Source organism: Pseudomonas sp. AIG, from assembly GCF_977020205.1.
In genome coordinates this window covers 121,173-143,365 of record NZ_CDROCK010000007.1, presented here as the reverse complement: position 1 = coordinate 143,365, position 22,193 = coordinate 121,173, and the positions used below count along the sequence as shown (strand labels likewise).

17 protein-coding genes are annotated in these 22,193 nt (G+C 59.6%); 7 read left to right on the top strand and 10 right to left on the bottom strand.

All coding sequences use genetic code 11. The features are described 5' to 3' along the window. Positions 1-171: 171 nt before the first annotated feature. Together ACWR1S_RS07005 and groL are read left to right on the top strand one after the other, a co-directional pair. Entirely contained in the window at positions 172-465 is a 294-nt protein-coding gene (locus ACWR1S_RS07005) for a co-chaperone GroES (RefSeq protein ID WP_007916610.1), read from the top strand. Positions 466-515: 50 nt separating this feature from the next. Continuing rightward, a complete protein-coding gene (gene groL, locus ACWR1S_RS07000) occupies positions 516-2,162 on the top strand; it encodes a chaperonin GroEL (RefSeq protein WP_064391926.1) in 1,647 nt (548 codons plus the stop codon). A gap of 130 nt (positions 2,163-2,292) precedes the next feature. Here groL and ACWR1S_RS06995 read toward each other — a convergent pair whose 3' ends face one another. Together ACWR1S_RS06995 and ACWR1S_RS06990 are read right to left on the bottom strand one after the other, a co-directional pair. Then, positions 2,293-3,036: a phosphatase PAP2 family protein gene (locus tag ACWR1S_RS06995; protein WP_454562941.1), complete on the bottom strand. Its 744-nt coding sequence runs from the start codon at positions 3,034-3,036 to the stop codon at positions 2,293-2,295. A gap of 54 nt (positions 3,037-3,090) precedes the next feature. After that, positions 3,091-5,040: an LTA synthase family protein gene (locus ACWR1S_RS06990; RefSeq protein ID WP_454562940.1), complete on the bottom strand. Its 1,950-nt coding sequence runs from the start codon at positions 5,038-5,040 to the stop codon at positions 3,091-3,093. Between the two features lie 202 nt (positions 5,041-5,242). Between ACWR1S_RS06990 and colR the strand changes: the two genes are divergently transcribed. The 5 genes from colR (at position 5,243) to ACWR1S_RS06965 (ending at position 8,971) form a co-directional block, all read left to right on the top strand. Next, positions 5,243-5,926 (top strand): two-component system response regulator ColR, encoded by a 684-nt coding sequence (gene colR, locus ACWR1S_RS06985; RefSeq protein WP_007953224.1) that lies wholly within the window; start codon positions 5,243-5,245, stop codon positions 5,924-5,926. Further along, entirely contained in the window at positions 5,916-7,190 is a 1,275-nt protein-coding gene (locus ACWR1S_RS06980) for a sensor histidine kinase (protein WP_454562939.1), read from the top strand. The genes colR and ACWR1S_RS06980 overlap by 11 nt, the downstream gene beginning before the upstream one ends. 161 nt (positions 7,191-7,351) lie before the next feature. Continuing rightward, complete coding sequence (locus ACWR1S_RS06975; protein ID WP_093430559.1) at positions 7,352-8,020, top strand: class I SAM-dependent methyltransferase; 669 nt, start codon at positions 7,352-7,354, stop codon at positions 8,018-8,020. Between the two features lie 4 nt (positions 8,021-8,024). Beyond that, positions 8,025-8,741, top strand: a complete 717-nt coding sequence (locus tag ACWR1S_RS06970) for a lipopolysaccharide kinase InaA family protein (RefSeq protein WP_007916599.1) — start codon at positions 8,025-8,027, stop codon at positions 8,739-8,741. A gap of 2 nt (positions 8,742-8,743) precedes the next feature. Continuing rightward, positions 8,744-8,971 (top strand): hypothetical protein, encoded by a 228-nt coding sequence (locus tag ACWR1S_RS06965; RefSeq protein WP_034153490.1) that lies wholly within the window; start codon positions 8,744-8,746, stop codon positions 8,969-8,971. A 167-nt stretch (positions 8,972-9,138) separates the two neighbouring features. On the opposite strand, the gene ACWR1S_RS06960 is transcribed toward ACWR1S_RS06965, so the two are convergent. From ACWR1S_RS06960 to ACWR1S_RS06925, 8 genes are all read right to left on the bottom strand, one after another. Next, complete coding sequence (locus ACWR1S_RS06960; RefSeq protein WP_454562938.1) at positions 9,139-12,171, bottom strand: multidrug efflux RND transporter permease subunit; 3,033 nt, start codon at positions 12,169-12,171, stop codon at positions 9,139-9,141. A 13-nt stretch (positions 12,172-12,184) separates the two neighbouring features. Next, positions 12,185-13,333 carry an efflux RND transporter periplasmic adaptor subunit gene (locus tag ACWR1S_RS06955; protein ID WP_454562937.1) on the bottom strand — a complete coding sequence of 383 codons (1,149 nt, stop codon included), beginning with the start codon at positions 13,331-13,333 and terminating at the stop codon, positions 12,185-12,187. A gap of 109 nt (positions 13,334-13,442) precedes the next feature. Beyond that, positions 13,443-14,543: a DUF1513 domain-containing protein gene (locus tag ACWR1S_RS06950; RefSeq protein ID WP_454562936.1), complete on the bottom strand. Its 1,101-nt coding sequence runs from the start codon at positions 14,541-14,543 to the stop codon at positions 13,443-13,445. A 14-nt stretch (positions 14,544-14,557) separates the two neighbouring features. Continuing rightward, entirely contained in the window at positions 14,558-15,622 is a 1,065-nt protein-coding gene (locus ACWR1S_RS06945; protein ID WP_454562935.1) for an imelysin family protein, read from the bottom strand. Between the two features lie 27 nt (positions 15,623-15,649). Beyond that, a complete protein-coding gene (locus tag ACWR1S_RS06940; RefSeq protein WP_454562934.1) occupies positions 15,650-17,077 on the bottom strand; it encodes a di-heme oxidoreductase family protein in 1,428 nt (475 codons plus the stop codon). A 317-nt stretch (positions 17,078-17,394) separates the two neighbouring features. Then, positions 17,395-18,741, bottom strand: a complete 1,347-nt coding sequence (locus tag ACWR1S_RS06935) for an imelysin family protein (RefSeq protein ID WP_007918935.1) — start codon at positions 18,739-18,741, stop codon at positions 17,395-17,397. Between the two features lie 206 nt (positions 18,742-18,947). Further along, positions 18,948-20,999: a putative bifunctional diguanylate cyclase/phosphodiesterase gene (locus tag ACWR1S_RS06930; protein WP_137219158.1), complete on the bottom strand. Its 2,052-nt coding sequence runs from the start codon at positions 20,997-20,999 to the stop codon at positions 18,948-18,950. Between the two features lie 433 nt (positions 21,000-21,432). Beyond that, positions 21,433-22,029 (bottom strand): superoxide dismutase, encoded by a 597-nt coding sequence (locus ACWR1S_RS06925; protein ID WP_007918933.1) that lies wholly within the window; start codon positions 22,027-22,029, stop codon positions 21,433-21,435. Positions 22,030-22,193 lie beyond the last annotated feature (164 nt).

The window sequence follows — 22,193 nt, the reverse complement described above, 5'->3', positions numbered from 1 at the left end:
CTTGTAATAAGCTTATGCGCCCTTATGTATCGGTCACCGAAAGGTTTCTGGCATTTGCGCCAGTCAGTCTTCCGCGTCTCGCTCGACGAGGCGCAACCGGCGAAGGCCGGATTTGTTAAACCCGCCGGGACTACACCGGCCGATGAAAACCACAATTAGGAGAGATCGACAATGAAGCTTCGTCCTCTGCATGACCGCGTCGTAATCCGTCGCAGCGAAGAAGAAAAGAAAACCGCTGGCGGTATCGTCCTGCCAGGTTCGGCTGCTGAAAAAGCCAACCACGGTGTGATTCTCGCTGTAGGCCCGGGCAAGGCTCTGGAAAACGGCGAAGTGCGCGCACTGTCCGTTAAGGAAGGCGACAAGGTTGTGTTCGGTCCTTACTCCGGCAGCAACACTGTGAAAGTCGACGGCGAAGACCTGTTGGTAATGAGCGAGAACGAAATCCTCGCTGTTATCGAAGGCTGATACCCCCGTTCATTTTCCCGCTACTACAAAGTATTTAAGGAATATCGATCATGGCTGCTAAAGAAGTTAAATTCGGCGATTCCGCCCGCAAGAAAATGCTCGTTGGTGTCAACGTTCTGGCTGACGCAGTAAAAGCGACCCTGGGCCCGAAAGGCCGTAACGTGATCCTCGAGAAGAGCTTCGGCGCTCCGACCATCACCAAGGACGGCGTTTCCGTCGCCAAAGAAATCGAACTCGAAGATCGCTTCGAAAACATGGGCGCGCAGCTGGTCAAAGACGTTGCCTCCCGTGCCAACGATGACGCAGGCGACGGTACTACCACCGCTACCGTTCTGGCTCAGTCGATCGTCAACGAAGGCCTGAAAGCCGTCGCTGCCGGCATGAACCCGATGGACCTGAAGCGCGGCATCGACAAGGCGACCATCGCCATCGTCAAAGAGCTGAAAAACCTGTCCAAGCCATGCGCTGACACCAAGGCAATCGCTCAGGTAGGCACCATCTCGGCCAACTCCGACAACTCCATCGGCGACATCATTGCCGAAGCCATGGAAAAAGTCGGTAAAGAAGGCGTGATCACCGTTGAAGAAGGCACTGGCCTGGAAAACGAACTGTCGGTTGTAGAAGGCATGCAGTTCGACCGTGGCTACCTGTCCCCGTACTTCGTCAACAAGCCGGAAACCATGGTTGCCGAACTGGACAACCCACTGGTGCTGCTGGTCGACAAAAAGATCTCGAACATCCGCGAAATGCTGCCAGTGCTGGAAGCCGTTGCCAAAGCCGGCCGTCCACTGCTGATCGTTTCCGAAGACGTTGAAGGCGAAGCCCTGGCGACTCTGGTTGTGAACAACATGCGTGGCATCGTCAAGGTTGCAGCCGTCAAGGCTCCAGGCTTCGGCGACCGTCGCAAGGCCATGCTGCAGGACATCGCCGTTCTGACCGGCGGTACCGTTATCTCCGAAGAGATCGGTCTGAGCCTGGAAGCAGCCACCCTGGAAAACCTCGGTAGCGCCAAGCGCGTGACCATTTCCAAGGAAAACACCATCATCGTTGACGGTGCTGGCGTTGCAGGTGACATCGAGTCGCGTATCGCTCAGATCCGTGCTCAGGTTGCCGAGACTTCCTCGGACTACGACCGTGAAAAACTGCAAGAGCGTCTGGCCAAACTGTCCGGCGGCGTTGCAGTGATCAAGGTTGGCGCTGGTTCCGAAGTTGAAATGAAAGAGAAGAAAGCCCGCGTTGAAGACGCTCTGCACGCTACCCGTGCAGCCGTTGAAGAAGGCGTGGTACCTGGCGGTGGCGTTGCGCTGATCCGTGCACTGGAAGCCATCCTTGACCTGAAAGGCGACAACGCCGATCAGGACGTAGGTATCGCTGTTCTGCGCCGTGCCATCGAAGCTCCGCTGCGTCAGATCGCTGCCAACAGCGGCGACGAGCCAAGCGTTGTGGTCAACGAAGTCAAGAACGGCAAAGGTAACTTCGGTTACAACGCTGCGACTGGCGAATACGGCGACATGATCGAAATGGGCATCCTGGACCCAACCAAGGTAACCCGTTCCGCCCTGCAAGCGGCATCGTCCATCGGCGGTCTGATTCTGACCACCGAAGCCGCTGTAGCTGACGCGCCGAAGAAAGACGGCGGCGCTGGCGGCGGTATGCCAGACATGGGCGGCATGGGTGGCATGGGCGGCATGATGTAAGCCAGCCTTGTCCCTGTAACGCAAAACCCCGCTGATGAAAGTCAGCGGGGTTTTTTATTGCCCAAATTTCAGCGTTATACCAATCCCCTGTGGGAGCGAGCAGGCTCGCCCCCACAATGGGATCTATATTTCAGGCGCTGACCGGTTGTGCCCTGACCACGGCCTCGGTTTTCACCGCCGGGCGATACAGCACCCAGTAATACGACCCCAGACAAATCAGCCAGCAGAAAATCGCCGTCCACACGTTGTGCGAGAAGAAGTGCGCGCCCTGCATCATCCGGCTGATCGAAAACACCGAACCCAGCGCGAAGGCAAAAATGAACGCCTGACGCGCCAGACGCGGACGACGATCCCGCAGCACAAAGAACAACGCAAACAAAGTGAACCCCGTCGCCGCGTGACCGCCGGGCCAGCAACGGCCGGGTTTGTTGGTCTGTGGGCGGTGCTCCATCAGTTTGCTGTAGGTTTCGTGCCCACCGAATTGCTCCAGGCTCCACGGGCACTGCACCGCTGTCACCGCTTTTACCGGGGTGACGAACGAGGTCGCCAGGCCCAGCGACAGCACCAGGCAGCCCAGTTCGCGCTTGAACGGCTTAAGTCTGGCGAGAAAAAACGAGCCGATAAAACCCAATACTGCAAACACCGAAAACGCGATCACTACCTGTTTGGCGCGATCGTGCAGGATGTCTTCAAGGAAAAAACTGTGGCGGCCAATGAAGTCGCCTGCAACCGGGTCATAGAATAACCGCGCCAGGACCATGTCCAGATCGGTCATTTCCAGCAGGATCAGAGAGATCGCTGCAACGACGGGAATGCCCAGATACAGCCACAGATTCATCGGGCGAGGGGTGGCGCGTACAACCGTTGATGACATGTTGGTTCCTGAATAAAGGAAAACGCCCCGGGGCATCAGCCCGGGGCGCTTCGATTAACGTTCGCTGACTTGCGGAACACCCTCCTTGGGTGCTTTCCAGGCAAGCAGCTGTTGCTTGAAGCCATAACTGGCGGTTTGGTAATAAGTGATCGCGCGGCTGATCAGTGGATCATCACGGGTCGCTCGGGATTCGCGGCTCTCGGTCAGCGCATCGTCATGCCGACGCAAGCCCTGACGCGGGCTGAGGATCGCCAGATCCTTGCCGTCGAACAGGCCCAGATGCTGGTAGTTGCCGACCACCACACGTGGTGGCAGCGGGTTGTCCTGCAACAGGTTGCGGCCGAAGAACGTCGACTGGTAATCCATGTTCAACAGGCCCAGCAGCGTCGGCGCGAGGTCGATCTGGCTGGCCAGTTGGCCACTTTCACGCGGCTCGACCAGTTTCGGCGCATAGATAAACAGTGGGATTTGATAGTTGGCGATCGGTAAATCTTCTTTGCCGGCACTACCGGCCGTGTGGTCGGCGACGAAGATGAAGATCGTGTTGTCGAACCACGGTTTCTGGCGCGCCTGCTCAAGGAACTGGCCGATGGCGTAGTCGGTGTACTTCACCGCACCATCGCGACCGTTACCGGATTTGATGTCGATCCGGTTGTCCGGGTAGGTGTAAGGGCGATGGTTGGAGGTGGTCATCAACTGCAGCAGGAACGGCTGCTGTTTGGCGTAATCCGCATCGGCCAGTTTCAGCGTTTGCTTGTACAGATCCTCATCGGCCATGCCCCAGGCGTTCTTGAAGTGAATCTCCGCTTCGTCAACGCTGCTCTGGTCGACCACGCGATAGCCGTTGCCACTGAAGAACGCATTCATGTTGTCGAAGTAGCCGCGCCCGCCGTAGACAAACACGCTGTCGTAACCCACTGCGCTCAGTTGCTGACCGAGGCTGGCGAAACCGCTTTCGCGGCCGATGCGCTTGACGATCGAACGCCCCGGAGTCGGTGGAATGGCCAGGGTGATGGCTTCCAGGCCTCGGTCGGTACGCGTTCCGGTGGCGTAGAAGTTGTTGAAGTACAGGCTCTGTTTGCGCAAGGCATCCAGATTCGGTGTCAGGTTACGCTCGTCGCCATTGCTGCCCAGGTACTTGGCGCTGAGGCTTTCGATGGTGACCAATACGATGTTGGGTTTGCGTGGGGTGCCGGGGTTGTCGATCATCCGGCGGATGTCCTGCGGGTCCTTGCCGATGAACTGCGCGTTGGGTTCATTCAGTTCGGCACGAATCTGCTGGGCGACTTTTTCCGGCGCCAGGCTGCCGTAAAACTGCGTGTAGTCCAGTTCGTTGTTCCGGAACGCGGCGAAGAACTGATAAGGACCGTTGCTCGCCAGTTCGTTCTGATAGGCATTGCCGCCCTGAGCACGTGGCGCATCCTGGCTGAGCAGTTGCAGGCTCAGAGCGGCGACCACCAGCAACGCCAGCGCATTGAGCAAACGCCCACGCAACGGCGGCAGCGGAGCGTCCAGCGCCGCATTGAACGGCTTGCGCAGGGCGAAGCTGAGAGCAACGGCCAGTAGCGCGAGAATGCTCAGCAGCGTACCGATCGGGTACGACTCCAGCACGTTGTTCAGCACTTCGTCGGAATACACCAGATAGTCGACGGCGATGAAGTTGAAGCGCACACCGAACTCATCCCAGAACAGCCACTCGGCCACCGAGACGAACAGCATGGCAAACAGACTGACGGTCAGCAGCCCTTGCAGGAACCAGCGATGACCACGGCGACGCCACAGCGCCGGCGGGCACAGCAACAGGTACAGGCCCATTGGCAATGCGGCGTAGGCGAGGAAACCCAGGTCATACAACAGACCGATGCCGAACACGGAAAGCGCAATGCCGCCGGCCTCATCAAGGTGAGTCAGCAGCAGGACGGTTCGAGTCAGGAAGAACAGCACCAGCCAGACGCCAGTGACCAACAGCAGAAGGCGCATGGGCGCCGTCTTGAAAAAGTCCATTGTCTACATTCCTTATATCTAATGGCGCGAGAGTTTCGCGTTGCCACTGTAGTCAGGTTGTGAACCAATAGTGAAAAACTCGTTAAGGTTTGAATTTGCTCGAGAGAGTTGATTGACGAGGCTTTCAGCCCTAGCTCTGAGCTGAATCTGGCCTTAAGCTGCGCGGGCCATGACGGCCGTTACTGTGTACGGAGGAGTGCCCATGCGAATTCTATTGGTCGAAGACAACCGCGATATCCTGGCCAACCTGGCCGATTATCTGGGTCTCAAGGGCTATACCGTCGATTGCGCCCAGGACGGTCTGTCGGGCCTGCATCTGGCGGCCACCGAGCATTACGACCTGATCGTGCTCGACATCATGTTGCCGGGCATCGACGGCTATACCCTGTGCAAACGCCTGCGCGAAGACGCTCGTCGGGACACGCCGGTGATCATGTTGACCGCCCGCGATCAACTCGACGATCGTCTGCAGGGCTTCAAGTCCGGGGCTGACGACTACCTGGTCAAACCCTTCGCCTTGTCCGAGCTGGCCGCGCGCGTCGAAGCGGTGATGCGGCGTACCCAGGGTGGCGGACGCCGGGCGTTGCAGGTCGGAGATCTGAGCTATGACCTCGACACGCTGGAAGTCACCCGCGAAGGCAAGTTGCTCAAGCTCAACCCGGTCGGCCTCAAGCTGCTGGCAGTGTTGATGCAGAAGAGTCCGCACGTGCTGCGTCGGGAAATTCTCGAAGAGGCACTGTGGGGGGATGATTGCCCGGACAGCGACAGCTTGCGCAGCCACGTGCACCAATTGCGTCAGGTGATCGACAAACCGTTCGCCAAGCCACTGCTGCACACCGTGCACGGCGTCGGTTATCGCTTGGCCGAGGGGCGTGATGGAGTTTAAGCAAAGCCTTTCCCAGCGGATCATCATTGCCTTTGCACTGATGAGCGCACTGGTGGCCGGCGCCTTTGCCATGGGCATCGTCGCGACCGTGCACCTTGTGGAAGAAAAACTGATTTCGGCGGGGCTGGGCGGCGATTTGCAGCGCCTGCTGCTGATGGACAACGTCTCGGACTGGAGCCATCGCCCGGAACCGGATCAGTTGTTCTATTTCAGCGGTGGCCCGGGGGATTTCGAACTGCCCAAGGATCTGCGTCACCTCGATGCGGGTTTCCATGAAGTGTTCCGCGAGCAGCTGTCGTATCACGCGATGGTCGAGATCGTCGACGGTCGGCGCTATGTGCTGCTGCAGGATCAAAGCGATTTCGAAGAGCGTGAGCGCGTGCTGTTTGCCGTGGTGCTGGTGGGCTTTGTGCTCAGTCTGGCGCTGGCGGTGTTCCTCGGCTGGGTGCTGGCGCGCAAGGTGATGGCACCGGTGGTGCGGCTGGCCCGGCAAGTGCGCCATCGCGACCAGTTGCTCGGCTTGGCACCGCCGCTGGCGCCGGATTATGCGGCAGACGAAGTCGGCGAGCTGGCCGTGGCGTTCGATGCCACGCTGGGACGCCTGCGTCAGGCGCTGACCCGTGAAAGATTGTTCACCAGCGATGTCAGTCACGAATTGCGCACGCCGTTGATGGTGCTGGCCAGTTCCTGCGAACTGCTGATGGAAAACCCGGCCATCGATCAGCGGGGGCGCAATCAGGTCGAGCGCATTGCCCGGGCCAGTGAGGAAATGCGCGAACTGGTGCAGACCTTCCTGATGCTCGCCCGCTCCCAGCGCGAAGATGCCGGTTCGGCGCCGCAACAGAATCTTGCGCAAGTGGCGGACAGTCTGTTGTGCGTGTGGCGTGAGCCGATCGAAAGCAAAGGGTTGACCTTGCAGTTCGCGCCGGGTAATCCACCGACCACCTGCTACAACGCAACGTTGTTGACCGCGGTGATGGGCAACCTGTTGCGCAACGCTTGCCACTACACCGAGAAGGGCTTTATTCGCCTGACGCTCAACGGCAACGGTTTCGTGGTGGAGGACTCCGGTGTCGGCATTCCGGAAGAAAAACGCGAAGCCATGTTCGAGCCTTTCGTACGTGGCAGCGAGAAACGCGGCGAAGGTCTGGGGCTGGGGTTATCGCTGGTTCAGCGGATCTGCGAGAACCAGGGCTGGACTGTCAGCTTGAGCACGATGGAACCCAATGGCTGCCGCTTCGAGGTGGATCTGGGCAAAATCTGACGCACGGGGTGGCTCGATGCTACTCCCTCCTTCCTGTCTAAATCCTGTATAACGCTGTAATAATTTGTCTGTTTACCGGACATTTTTTTCACAAATGGATGACCTGACGCTGACACGCCGCTCCTTAAGGTGGTGACATCAGCAATTCAGGAGTCCAGGTGATGGCCGGTCCGATCAAACTCGATTTTTCCGAGAAGTACGACGATCAACACGCGCAGAAATACCTGCGCAAGCACAAAGAAAGCCTTGGACGGCGTCTCTCTCATTGGCGTGACGAACAACTGGCCCGCAAGGCGCTGGCGTCGGTGGGTGAGCCGGGACTGGTGCTGGATCTGCCTTGCGGTGCCGGGCGTTTCTGGCCCTTGTTGGGCGAAAAGGCCAACCGGGTGATTATCGGCGCGGACAATTCCGAGTCGATGATCAAGACGGCCATGCAGTCGCAACCGGCCGATGTGGTGAAACGGGTACAACCCTTGCACACATCTGCCTTCGACATTGCCTTGCCTGACAACGCCGTCGACAGCATTTTCTGCATGCGTCTGCTCCACCACATCGGTGAAGCCGAGCATCGCCGGGCGATTCTGCGCGAATTCGAGCGCGTCACCCGCGACAGTGTGATCGTTTCGCTGTGGGTAGATGGCAATTTCAAAGCCTGGAAACGCCAGCGAGCCGAGCGCAACCGTGACAAACGCGAGTATCAGAATCGCTTTGTGTTACCGGCCGCTACGGTGGAAAAGGAATTCGAGGAGGCAGGTTTTCGGATTCAGGAACAACTGGACTTTATTCCGCTCTACGCCATGTGGCGGGTTTACGTATTACGCAAGAGGTAACAGGATGGCAGTGCAATTTGCAGCAGAAACGGATGTCGCTCCGCAAGATCGCTTTGACTTTTACTGGAACCAGCGTGGCGAGTGGGTGGAAGAACCCAACGTTCGACGCGGTGGCGAAAGTGGCGTGCAAAGGGTCGTGGGGCGCGATGGTCAACTGCTGTATGCCAAGCGCCAGACCGGTCATATCTATCGCAGTTGGTTGCACCCTTTTGGCCGTCCCACTGTGCTGCGTGAGCTCGACGCGCTGACCGGCGTCAGCAAGCTTGGTGTGCGCGTGCCAGAAATCGTTTTCTGCGGCGCCCAGCCTGATCCACAGCACAAATGGCGCGCGCTGCTGGTGACCAAGTCCCTGGACGGTTTCCAGGAACTGGAACACTGGCTGGCGGCTGCCGGTGGTCGCGATCAGTGTGGCGACGTGGTTTACGAGCGTGTGCTCAAGGACCTCGCCGAGAATCTGGCGCGCATGCACAAGGGCCGTTGGCAGCACAGCTGCATCTACATCAAACACGTGTTTGTGCGCGTGACGGGCGAAGGCGAGTCGGCCAAGGTCGAGGTGGCCTTGATCGATCTGGAGAAATGCCGCCAGCGTCTGACCGCCTATCGCGCCGCTTCCCACGACATGAAGCAATTGCGCCGCCATTCGTCGTTCCGCGACGCGGACTGGAAAAAACTCGTCTACTTTTATGAGACGGCGTTTGGCAGCGCTATCAAAGGTTTATAGCGATGAAACTAGAAATTGCACGAGGTTTGTTTTTGGTTGGAGCCTTGGCAGTTGCTTCATTGGCGGTGGCTGCCTGGGAGCAGCCCCGCATGCAAGTGGTTGGCGCGTCGGTAGACGACGCCCACTGCGCAGTCCCACGGGTGGCGAAAGCCTCCGTGGCGACCAAACCCGATCATGATTTGTTGCTGTTCATGTTCGGACTTTCTCAAGGGATGAGGCCGCAGAGTTGAACCGATCAAAGCCCACATAAAAGGCCTCGCAGTTGCGAGGCCTTTTTTTATGCCCGAGACGACACAGATCCCGTGTAGGAGTGAGCCTGCTCGCGATAGCGGCCTGTCAGTTAATAATGATTTGAATGGCACACCGCTATCGCGAGCAGGCTCACTCCTACAGGGGGTTATGCGGTTGGCTTGGGATCAGGTTTCGCCAGCAGGGTGTACACGCACGGCAAGACAAACAGCGTAAACAACGTGCCGATCGACATCCCTGTGGCAATCACCATGCCGATATCGAAACGGCTGACCGCCCCCGCACCCGTGGCGAGAATCAATGGCACCATGCCAAACACCATCGCCGCCGTGGTCATCAGCACCGGGCGCAAGCGAATCGCTGCCGCTTCCTCAACGGCTTCACGCGCCGTCAAGCCTTTGTCCTTGCGCAACTGGTTGGCGAATTCGACGATCAGAATCCCGTGTTTACTGATCAGCCCGATCAGCGTCACCAACCCGACCTGGGTGTAGATGTTCATGCTCGACCAGCCGAGGAACAGCGGAATCAGCGCCCCGCAGATCGACAACGGCACCGTCACCAGAATCACCAACGGATCGCGGAAGCTCTCGAACTGCGCCGCCAGCACCAGAAAGATAATCGCCAGGGCCAAGGCAAACGTCATCCACAAGGCACTGCCTTCCTGGACGAATTGGCGTGAGGCGCCGCCATAGTCGAAGGCAAACCCGGCCGGCGCTTCTTCGCGGGCAATCTGCAAGACCGTGTCGATGGCTTCGCCCATGCTGACCAACGGGAAACCGGAAATCTTCGCCGCGTTGAGCTGCTGAAACTGATTGAGCTGACGCGGTCGCGCGCGGTCGCTGACCTTGATCAGCGTCGACAGTGGCAGCAACTCACCCTGAGTGTTTTTCACGTAGTAGTTGTTCAGCCAGTCCGGGTTATCGCGATAGGGCCGTTCAACCTGAGCAATCACCTTGTAGCTGCGGCCTTCGATGGTGAACCGGTTGATTTCCGCCTCGCCCAGCAGGGTGGCGAGGGTGCCACCGAGGTCCTGCATCGACACGCCCATCTGCGCGGCTTTGGCGCGGTCGATATCGACCACCACTTCAGGTTTGTCGAACGCCAGATCGAGATCGACGAAAGCGAACTTGCCCGACTCCATCGCGCGTTTCTTGATCCGGTCTGCCACCTGCAGCAGTTCATAGTCGTTGGCGGTGTTGACCACAAACTCGAACGGCAAGCCTTCGCCAGTGCCGGGCAAGGAGGGCAGGTTGAAGCCGAAAATCTGCAGGCCCGGGATGGCGCCCAGTTTGCCTTGCACTTCGGGGAGGATCTGCATCTGCGTGCGGCTGCGTTCGTTCCACGGCTTGAGCAGGAAGCCGCCGATGCCCGCCTGCACGCCGTTGTAGCCGTTGATCTGGAACGAGGAGTAGTACTCCGGGAACTCCTTGAAGATCTTGATGAATTCGTCGGTGTAGGTGCTGAGATAGTCGAGGTTGGTCGGCTGCGGCGCGTTGGCCATCATGAAAATGATGCCCTGATCCTCGTCCGGGGCCAGCTCCGACTTGGTGAACTTGAGGAACACCGGGATCAGGCACAGCACGATCACCGCAAATACCAGCACCACCGGGCGCGTGTTCAGCGTGCCGTGCAGCATGCTCTGATAGCGGCGCTTGAGGCTCTCGAAGATACGATCGAGCCGATGCGCGAGGCCGCTGGGGTTTTCCTCGTGACGCAGCAAAAACGCGCACATCATCGGCGACAGGGTCAGGGCGACGATCCCGGAGATCACCACCGCGCCGGCCAGGGTCAGCGCAAACTCCTTGAACAGCGCCCCGGTCAGCCCGGTGAGGAAACCGATCGGCGCATACACCGCCGCCAGGGTGATGGTCATCGACACCACCGGCATGGCAATTTCCCGCGCGCCTTCCAGCGCCGCATCAAACGGCGTCTTGCCTTCCTCGATGTGGCGATGGATGTTTTCCACCACGACAATCGCATCGTCGACCACCAGACCGATGGCCAGCACCATCGCCAGCAGCGTCAGCAGGTTCATCGAGTAGCCCATCATCTGCATGAAGAACATCACGCCGATCATCGACAGCGGAATGGTCACCACCGGGATTACCACCGAACGCAATGCGCCGAGGAACAGGAACACCACGACGATGACGATCAGCACCGCTTCGAACAGGGTTTTCACCACTTCGTCGATCGAGGCCTGAATGAATAATGTGGCGTCGTAGGCGATCTCGCTTTTCAGGTTCGGCGGCAGCTGCGCTTCCAGCTCGGGCATCAGCTTGCGCACTTCCTTGATCACGTCCAGCGGATTGGCGCCCGGCGTGGCTTTGATGCCGATGTACACCGACGGCGTACCGCCGAAGGAGCTGATCGAGTCGTAGTTTTCCGCGCCCATTTCCACCCGTGCGACATCGCTGAGCAGCACGCGGCTGTCACCACTGACCTTGAGCGGAATCGCTGCGAAGGCTTCGGCGGATTTCAGTTCGGTGTTGGCGTTGATGCTCGTGACCACGTACTCGCCTTTCACCTCGCCGGCAGCGGAGAGGAAGTTGTACTGGCGCACGGCGTTTGTCACATCACTGGCGCTGAGGCCGAAACCGGCGAGTTTCACCGGGTCGAGCCACAGGCGCATGGCGAACACCTGATTGCCGAGGATTTCCGCTTCGGCCATGCCCGGCAGCGTTGCCAGTTTGGGCTGGATCACCCGCGACAGGTAGTCGGTGATTTGCGGGTTGCTCAAATCCTTGCTGAAGAAGCTGATGTACATCAGCGCCGAGGCGTCGGCGGATTCCTTGCTCAGCACCGGGTCTTCAGCGTCCTGCGGCAACTTGTTTTTTACTTCGTTGGCCTTGGCCAGCAACTCGGTGAACAAACGGTCGGTGTTGGAGCCGATGCGCGCGTAAATCGAAATCACCGAGAAGTTCTGCCGACTGACCGAGGTCATGTAGTCGATGCCCTCGGCGCTGGCCAGGCTCTGCTGCATCGGCTGGGTGATGTAGCCCTGAATGGTTTCGGCGTTGGCCCCGGGGTAAGCGGTGGTCACCGTGATCAGGGCGTTTTCCATTTGCGGGTATTGGCGCAGCGGCAGCTTGCTCCAGGCCTGGAAACCCAGCAGCACAATCAACAGGCTGACCACAGTGGCGAGCACCGGGCGGCGGATGAACGGATCGGTAAAAGCCATGGGGATTCCTTGATCAGTCGGCGCGAGGCGGACTGTTCTGCTCGCCGAGGGTCTTGTCGTCGCTGATGGCGATGTGCGCGCCGTTGTCCAGTTTGATCTGGCCAGCCGTCACCACTTGTTCGCCGCTCTGCACGCCCTTGTTGATCATCACCAAACCATCGCGGCGCTCACCCGTTTCGATAAAGCGGCGTTCGGCGATCAGCACCGGCTGGCCTTTGTCATCCTTTTCGACGCTGCCGTCCTCGGCTTTCTTCTGCCCGACCACGTAGATCGAGTTGCCGTAGAGGGTGTAGGTGATCGCGCTTTCCGGTACGACGATGTGTTTTTGCGGGTCCGGCAGCAGCACGTCGAGGCTGGTGAACATGCCCGGCAACAGTTTGCCGTCGGGGTTGGCCAGCGTGGCGCGGATCAGAATATTGCGCGTGGTGCTTTCAACGATCGGGTTGATCGCGCTGATCTTGCCGGCGAAGTTTTGCCCGGGATAAGCGGAGACCGAGATTTGCACCGGTTGACCGATGGCCAGTTTCGGCACCGATTGCTCGGGCAGATAGAAGTCGGCGTAGAGACTGCTCAGGTCCTGCAGCGTGGCGATCTTGCTGCCGCTGGCGAGGTAGTCACCGATGTCGACCTGACGGATACCGATGGTGCCGCTGAACGGCGCGAGGATGCGTTTTTTCGCCAGCGAAGCGTTGAGCTGATTGACCGTGGCCTTGTTCTTTTGCAGCACGGCGGAGAGCCGGTCGTATTCGCCTTTGGAGATGGCGCGGCTGTCGACCAGTTGCGCGCCACGGCCGAAGTCCAGTTGCGCCAGACCCAGATCAGCCTTGGCGGTTTCGAGGAGGGCGGTCTCGACAGCACTGTCGAGTTGCAGCAACGGCTGTCCGGCCTTGACCTTCTGTCCGGATTCAAACTTGAGTTCGGTGACGGTGCCGGCGACTTCCAGGCTCAGCTCGACACCTTGCAATGCCTTGAGCGTGCCGACGGTGGGCAAACGCATCTGCCATGGCTGCTCGGTGGCGTTGGCCACGGCGACGCTGATCGGCGGTTTCGGCTTGGAAAAGCCCTGGATCATCGTGTAGATCGAAAAGGCTTTGTACCCGCCCAGCACCAGGACGATCAGCAAAACAACACCCAACATGATCAGCATGCGGCGACGCAGCATATTTCCAGTTCCTTGGATAAATCAGGTGAGACAGGCGGGCACATTACTCCGAGTACAGGGGGGATTCCAACTGGCAGTTCTTACAGGGGGACGATCTTTTGCGGTGGGTTCAGGCCATCAGGTGTAGATGGTTGTCCCAGAGCCCCGCCGGCAACTCCAGCGGCTTGGCCAGCAACTCATCCTGACGGCAATCGTAGTAACGGCAACGCCCTTGACCGGAGGTCACGACAAAACCGTCCTTCACCGCACCGACACCCGCGCAATCGGGCAACGGCGCATCGAGGCGCACTTCGCCGCTGTCCAGATTCCAGATAAAGAAACGGTTGCCACGCGGCGCCGTCAGCGCGACCAGACGCAAGTCGCTGTGCACGGCAACGCTGGCGGTGTAATGCCCCATAGACTGCAACTGATGTTCCGGCACCGGGAACGCCACGAATGGCTGCCCCGGACGCTTGATCGCCAGCAGCTCCGAACGCTCATGCGACGCGCCCATGAACTGCTGACCGGCGACGATGGTGCCGTCACTGGCGATGCCCAGGTGACGCACGCTGTTCATCTGCTGGGCGAGGGTTTCCTTGCTCAGCAGTGTGCCGTCGCGTTGCATCAAGACCAGGCTTGGTTCCATGGCGTTGAGGTTCATGTCGACGCGGCTTTCCGCCTCGGTGCGAATCCCGCCATTGGCCACCACCAGGGTCTCGCCATCGGGCATCCACGACACCTGATGCGGGCCGAGGCCGTGGGTGGACATCTCGCCGCTGTGCACCAGTCGCTGCCCTTCGAACTTGTACACGCCGAGCAAACCGCGACCGGGGTCGGTGGTGTCGTTCTCGGTGGCGTACAGGTATTCGCCGTCCTTGTGCACCACGGCGTGCCCGTAGAAGTGCCGGTTCGGCTGCGAGGTCACCGTCTGCAGCAACCTACCGTCGCGCAGGTCGATCAGGTAACTCTCGGTGCCCGGGCGACGCGCGACGAACAGCGCGATCGGCTGCGTCGGGTGGTTGATGATGTCGTGGCAACGCTGGCCGACTTCGGTGGCGAACACGCGGGTGCCGTCCAGGCGATAACCGACGGCGTAGTGCCTGCCATCGGTGTCGTCGCGCGCCGACAGCAACAGCGGGCTCTGATCCTTGCGTTTGAACAGCGTCCAGCCGCCCAGCGTCACTGCTCCCAGCAGCACACTTCCTAAAGTCAGAGCCTGGCGTCGCAGCATGGCAGTTGCCCTCATCAGTCACCGTCGTTGGCGTTGAAGCCCAGTTGGATGCCCAGCGCCTTGGCCAGTTCGCCTTCGTGCAGGCGATGGACGACGTTGAGGCTGTCGTAGATGTCGTTGAGTTGCTGACGACCGGCGTCGTCTTCAAGCATTTCGCCGAGCGAACGCTGGGTGCTGTCGAACAGTTTCAGCGAAGCAGCGTAGGCAGCATCGATCTTGTCCGCCAAAGGCTTTTGCTCAGCCGGCAACAGACCGCGCAGGCCTTTGTTGTCGACGCCTTCCCACACGGTTTTGGCAGCGGCGAGGCTGGCTTCAAGTGCAGTCAGCGAAGACTGGCTACGCCATGCATCGGCCTGGAATGGCTGTGGCACGCCCTTGCTCTGGCGGCCCATTGGCGTGCCGAGTTTTTTCTTCAGGGTGTCCAGCGCGGTGACCTGCACACGCAGCAGATCGGCGATCGCTTCGTGGGAGTCGGCGTAGCGCTGGTTGGGGAACTTGGTCATCTGCGCGAGCATGCCGTCGGTGTTGTTCCAGTTCTGCAAAATCTCTTCAGCCAGTTGCTTCTGACGCTCGCCGATGGCGATCAGCAGCGGGCAGTACTTGGCTTTCTGATCGGCGTTGGCCACGTCAGGCTTGGCGTCGAAGAGGATGTATTCGTAAGCCGACAGGCCTTGCACGACCACGCTCGACTTGGCCAGTGCGGCGGCGTCGATTTGTGGCTGCGCGACGACCAGTTGTTCGACCTGACGACCAACGAGGTTCTTCTTGTCCGGCCAGAATTGCACCTGCCACGAACGGTTGCCCTCGGCCAATGGGCCGATCAGCAGCGGTTGCAGTTCGGCCCAGGCTTTCTGCGCGTGGAGGAAGTCGGCGCGGGCGGTCTCCAGGGTTTCTTTGCCCTGGCAGTAGGCGAGGGCGCTGACGGCCAGTTGCTTGTCGGCCTCGACCCAGCGGGTGTAGGTCGGCAGGATCACCGATTTGGCGATGGCCGCCGAGGTAACAGCCTGCGGATCCTGCGGCGAGCAGGCGCCGAGGGCGAGCGCGGCAAGGCTGGTGAACAGTAGCTTGGGACGGAACATGTCGGGCTCCCGATTCTTTATCAGTGTTTAAAGTGAGTTCAAAAACGCCAGCAGCGCGGCACGCTGCTCGGCATTGAAAGACAAAACCTGTTGCTGCGCCGCTTTCGCCTCGCCGCCGTGCCAAAGCACCGCTTCGAGCAGATTGCGTGCGCGACCGTCATGCAAAAACTGTGTGTGGCCACTGACCGCTTGCGTCAGGCCGATGCCCCACAACGGCGGCGTGCGCCAGTCGCGGCCGGAGGCCTGGAATTCCGTGCGGCGGTCGGCCAGACCGTCGCCCATGTCATGCAGCAGCAGATCGCTGTACGGGCGAATCACCTGATTGGCCAGTTCAGGTTCGGCGGCGTTGGCGGCGGTGGTGTATTTCGGGGTGTGGCACGAATCGCAACCGGCCTGGAAAAACAGGTTCTTGCCGGCCAGCACTTCTGCGTCGTTGACGCCACGGCGTGCAGGTACGGCGAGGTTGCGGCTGTAGAACAGCACCAGACGCAGGATGTTATCGCTGACTTCCGGTTCGCCGTTCGGGCCATTACCGTTCGGTGCCTGTTTGCAGGCCGTTTGGGCATCGGTGCAGTCATCAAAGGGTCTCAGGCTGGTCGTGAGGCCCATATCACCGGAAAACGCGTGAACATTTTGTTGATTGAGGTTCGGTTGCCCGGCTTTCCAGCCAAATCGGCCCATGACGGTTTTCTGCAGCGAGTCATCCCAGACCTGATTGGGGCGGCCATGGATGCCGTTTTTCGCTTTGGCTTGCGCAGCGGCGTTGGCGAGGATGGCTTCTTCGGGGATCGCTTCCAGCAGGCCGAGGCCGATCATTGGCGGGGCAACGCGGGCTGAGAAACGCGTGTCCGGGTGCATCGGCCCGTAGCCGAGTTGAGTGATCTGCAACACCGGTTTGCGCAGTTCGACTTCGCTGCCGTCCCGGAAGCGCACGGGCACTGGCGTGTAGTCGACGCGCACTTTGCCTTCGGGGGCGACACCGGGCACCGCCATGTCCTGAAACTGTCCGCCGTAGACCGGCTCCGGCACCACGCCGACCTGCTCGATGACCTTGGCAAATTCCGGCGTGTCGGGAATCGACAGGCGCACGAGCATGGACACCGCGTTAGGCGCATCCGGCGGTGGCGGATGACCGCGACCGTCCTTGATGTGGCAGCCCTGACAGGCATTGGTATTGAACATTGGCCCAAGACCATCGCGGGCGGTGGTCGTCGACGGGGCGATCACCCACGGGCTGCGGAAGAAGCTGTTGCCGACGCTGAAATCCACCCGGCGTGACGGCGGCAGATTGGCCGAGGGCAGAGAGAACGCATTCTGATCGGTCTTGCGCACGGTCGCTGCACCGCCCGAGCGTGCTTCACCGGGCTCGGCCTTGGTGAAACGCGGGGCGTCATCGCAGGCACTCAGGCCCAGGGCCAGCAACAGTGCGGACAAGCGAAGAGGCAGCGAGGGCATCAGACATCCTGCGGACGGGCAAAAATAAAGGCGCAAAGTCTAACAGGGCGAGTGGGTTTGAATAAGAGGAATTATCGTTTGCTTGATATGAAGCAAACCTAAAGGCCAGTGCAAACCTTGTGGGAGCGAGCTTGCTCGCGAAAGCGGAGTTCGTCGCTCTGCAGGTGTTGCGCCAAATGCCGCCTTCGCGAGCAAGCTCGCTCCCACAGGGATTGGTGGTGCACTTGATATTGGGTACACCTTGAAGCAGGGTTTTGTGTTTGGCAGACATGAAAAAGGCGACCCTAAGGTCGCCTTTTTCAGTCAGACGCGGTTGATCAGAACTCGTGATCAGCGTTGTCCGGGTTCAGGTCGCTGATGCCCAGTTTGCCGGCAGCGGCTTCGATCGAACCGGTCTGCTTGACCAAGGACGCGATGGCGTCGCGAACGATCTGGTTGCCAGCGGTGTTGCCGGCAGCGATCAACTGGTCGTAGTGCTCACCCTTGTTGGCGTGATCGACCATGACCTGGATCTTGGCTTCGGTAGCCGCCAGATCGGCTTTCAGTGCGGTGTCGGCAGCCGGGTCGGCCTTGGCCACCAGCGACGACAGGCTGGCGCCGGTCATTTTGGTGCCGTCAACACGGGTGTACTCGCCCAGGTACACGTTACGAATGCCTTTGGCATCGTAGAAGTGCGAGTTGTGGGTGTTGTCGCTGAAGCAGTCCTGCTCGTCTTCAGGGGAGTTGGCTTCCAGGGAGACCTTCATGCGCTCGCCCGCCAGTTCGCCCAGCGACAGGCTGCCCATGCCGAAGAGCATTTTGCGCAGACCGGTTTCGCCCGGTTCGGCTTCCAGAGTGGCGCGGTAGTTGTCAGCCACGTTCGGCTTCCAGTTGCCGACCATTTCTTCGAGGTCGCTGACCAGCAGTTGGGTCACCGACTTCAGGTAAGCACGACGACGATCGTTGTGACCGCCAGTAGCGCCGGCGCCTTCCAGGTAATCGGACGCCGGACGGTTGCCAGCGCCAGGGCCGGTGCCGTTGAGGTCCTGGCCCCAGAGCAGGAATTCGATGGCGTGGTAGCCGGTGGCAACGTTGGCTTCGGAGCCGCCCAGCTCATTGAGGCTGGCGAGTTTTTCCGGGGTGATGTCTTTGACATCGACCTTGTCTTCGCCGACCTGAACTTCGGTGTTGGCGATGATGTTGGCGGTAGCGCCCGGGTTACCCAGCGCGTGCTCGTAGGATTTGTCGACGTAGTCGATCAGACCCTCGTCCAGTGGCCAGGCGTTAACCTGACCTTCCCAGTCGTCGATGATGGTGTTGCCGAAGCGGAATACTTCACTCTGCAGGTACGGAACGCGTGCGGCGACCCAGGCAGCCTTGGCGGCTTTCAGGGTGTCGGCGTTCGGCTTGGCGAGGAAGGCATCGACGGCGGTCTGCAGGGTTTTCGCAGTGGATTCGGCATCGCTGTAAACGGCGAAGACCATGTCGGCGTAGTGCGCAACCACAGCCTTGGCGGCGGCTTCATCGACTTTACCGGCAGCGGCTGGCGCCGCCGCAGGTGCGGTGGTGCTGGCGGCTGGCGTCGGTGCAGCCGGAGCGGCGGCCTTGTCTTTGCCTTCGCCGCAACCGGCGAGGGAAATAGCGATGGCCAGCAGACTGGCGGTAGCCAGAGGCATACGAATCATGGCGAACATCCTGCTTCGGTAGTTGATTGGACTGGCGCGGGGGTGCGCAAAACTGCGACATAATGCAAATCTTTCGCATTATGTGTAAAGGGTTGTGGCTGGAAATATTTCTTATTTACGCAGATCAAAAGATCGCAACCTGCGGCAGCTCCTACATTTGGAATGCGTTCCCTGTAGGAGCTGCCGCAGGCTGCGATCTTTTGCTTTTATAAAATGGCCGCGTTAGTGCGTTGTGCCTGTTTGAGATAGGCGCCCAGTTCCCGGGCCGGCAGCGGTTTGCTGTAGTGGTAACCCTGACCTTCGTGGCAGCCTTCGGAAATGATGTAGCTTTCCTGTTCGGCGGTTTCCACGCCCTCGGCAATCACCTGCATGCCGAGGCTTTTACCCAGTTGAATGATCGCGCGAACGATGGTCGCATCGTCGTCGTCATCGAGCAGATCCTGGACGAAGCTCTTGTCGATCTTGATCTTGTCCAGCGGCAGGCTTTTCAGATAGCTCAGCGATGAATACCCGGTGCCGAAGTCATCGATGGCGATCAAAGCGCCGGAGCGGCGCAGGCTGAGCAAGTGCTGCGCGGCGGTGCTGATGTCTTCCATCAGGCCGGTTTCGGTGACTTCCAGTTCCAGACTGCGCGGTGGCAGACGGTACATTTGCAGCAGGTTATTCACCACGCGCGGCAACTCGGCATGGTGCAGTTGCACGGTCGATAGATTCACTGCCATACGCAGGTCGGCGAAACCCATATCGTGCCATTCGCGCAATTGTTTGCAGGCCTGATCGAGCACCCATTCGCCGATGGCGATGATCGTGCCGTTTTGCTCGGCCAGCGGAATGAACAGGTCTGGCGGCACCAGACCGTGTTCCGGATGCTGCCAGCGGATCAGCGCTTCGACGCCGACCACACGGTGATCGCGATAGCTGATTTGCGGCTGATAAACCAGGTAGAACTGATCGCGCAGCAAGGCATCGCGCAGGTCTTTTTCCAGTTCGCGACGACGACGCATCTCGCTGTCGACGCTGGCGATATAGAACTGATAACGGTTGCGCGAGCGGGTCTTGGCCAGGGTCATGGTCTGCTCGGCCTTCTGCAACAGCTTCTCGGTGCTGTCGCCGTCCTCCGGGAACAGGGTGATACCGATGGTCGCGCGCAGGCGGATTTCCTGATGATCGAGGGCGAATGCCGCTTCCAGATCATCGAGAATGCTTTGCGCCAGTTCCGCCGCTTCATAAGGCTGTTCGATGTCAGCCTGGACCAGTGCGAACTGATCGCCACCCAAACGGGCGAGGGCGCCGAGGCGGCCGCTGTGGGCGCGCAGGCGATCGGCGAGGGCCAGCAACAATTGGTCGCCAGTCTGGTAGCTGAATTGTTCGTTGATGCCTTTGAAATCATCCAGCCCGACGCACAACACCGCGACCCGGCGTTGCAGTTTGCCGGCGTCGACCAGAATCTTGTCCAGTTGCTGCTGCAATTGCTGGCGATTGGGCAGGCCGGTGAGGAAGTCGTACTGGGCCATGCGCAGCAGACTGTTTTCGGCTTCGTGGCGCAGATGGGTGTTGCGTTCGATCGATTCGAGCAACTGGTTGGCGGTGTTGATCCAGATGCCCAGTTCGTTTTTCTCGTGGCCCTTGAGCTGCGGAATCTTGTGTTCGCTCGGACGATCCGGGTTGATCTCGGTGAGGTGCTCGATGATCCGCGACAGCGGTTTGGTCAGCAGCCAGTGATAGACCAGATACAGCACCAGGCCCATGGCCAATGCGCGCAGAACCCCGGAAATGAAGATGATCACCGAACTGACGATAAAGCCCTCGCCATAGGTGGCGGTGTCGAGGGTGATGCTCAGGTCGCCGTAATACTCGCTGTACGGGCCACGCCCCACCAGTTGCGTGGTAAACGTGCGCTCCTGGCCGAGGATCAGGTCCGTCAGCCAGCGGCTGTTGGAATGCTGTAACTCGCGGGACTTCTGCGCGAGCATGGCTTCGTTGGGATGGCCGATGGAGGCCTGACGCACGGCATCGTCCTGGAACAGCCCTTCGATCACCTGCATGCCCATTTCCCGGTCCAGACTGTAAACGGCCTGGGTCGAGGGATCACGGAACATGTCGAGGATGCGTTCGGCGTCGCCAGCAACGGCCTGACGGGTTTTGTAAGCATCGAAAACAATCTGCGCGCAGCTCAAGACTACGCCGACGATCAATGCCGACAGGAGCACGACCCGGAGCAACTTCACCGACAAGCTGTTCTTGAGTTCCAGCTTCAAAGGGTTATTCCTTGTTCCGTGCGGGTAGCGTCAAGTTGCCATGAGTATTGGCAATCCCGTGTTGGCAGTCAAAGGGACAATCAGGCCCGAGATGATTTGCCCGTGGCCTTGGCCGAAATGCGGCTGTCTGGAGTATTAGCCCTATTTGTACTATGTCGGTAGTTTCGGCCCGCAACTTGAGCGGTTCGGCACAATTTTTCGCCTGATTTGATGTTAGCCCGCTGTGGCACGGCGGCAAGCGGCCTGAGGCTGCATTTTCTGTTTGATCGTTCCCACGCTCCGCGTGGGAACGCCTCCAGGGACGCTCTGCGTCCAGTGACGCGGAGCGTCACGGGCTGCATTCCCACGCGGAGCGTGGGAACGATCATCGTACGGGGTTTATCCGGGCATAAAAAAACCCGGCAAAAGCCGGGTTTTTTGACTGGCGCGCAGCTTAAGCGGTGAAGGTTTTACCTTCGAACTGCTCGGCAACGAACTTCCAGTTGACCAGGTTCCAGAACGCTTCGACATATTTAGGACGAACGTTGCGGTAGTCGATGTAGTAAGCGTGTTCCCAGACGTCGCAGGTCAGCAGCGGGGTGTCGCCGCTGGTCAGCGGGTTGCCGGCGCCGATGGTGCTGGCCAGGGCCAGGGAACCGTCAGCCTTTTTCACCAGCCAGCCCCAGCCGGAACCGAAGGTGCCGATCGAGGTTTTGCTGAATTCTTCCTTGAACTTGTCGAACGAACCGAAAGCAGCGTTGATGGCTTCAGCCAGCGCGCCGGTTGGTTGACCGCCGGCGTTTGGCGCCAGGCAGTTCCAGTAGAAAGTGTGGTTCCAGACCTGAGCGGCGTTGTTGAAGATACCGCCCGAGGAAGTCTTGACGATTTCTTCCAGGGTCTTGCCTTCGAACTCGGTGCCTGGCACCAGGTTGTTCAGGTTCACGACATAGGTGTTGTGGTGCTTGTCGTGGTGGTATTCCAGGGTTTCCTTGGAAATGTGCGGCTGCAGGGCATCGTGTGCGTAAGGCAGCGGCGGCAATTCGAAAGCCATGATGATTCTCCTAATCAGGTCTGTTGCGGTGAGCGCAAGGCCGATCACGGGCGGCCAGAAATGCACCGGCGAGTTTTTACTCTTTGCGGCGCAGGGTTTCGATCATAGCACCGGGGTTGCGGCATAACCACGCAACAACTGTGTGGAATAGAGGTTCCAGAGCC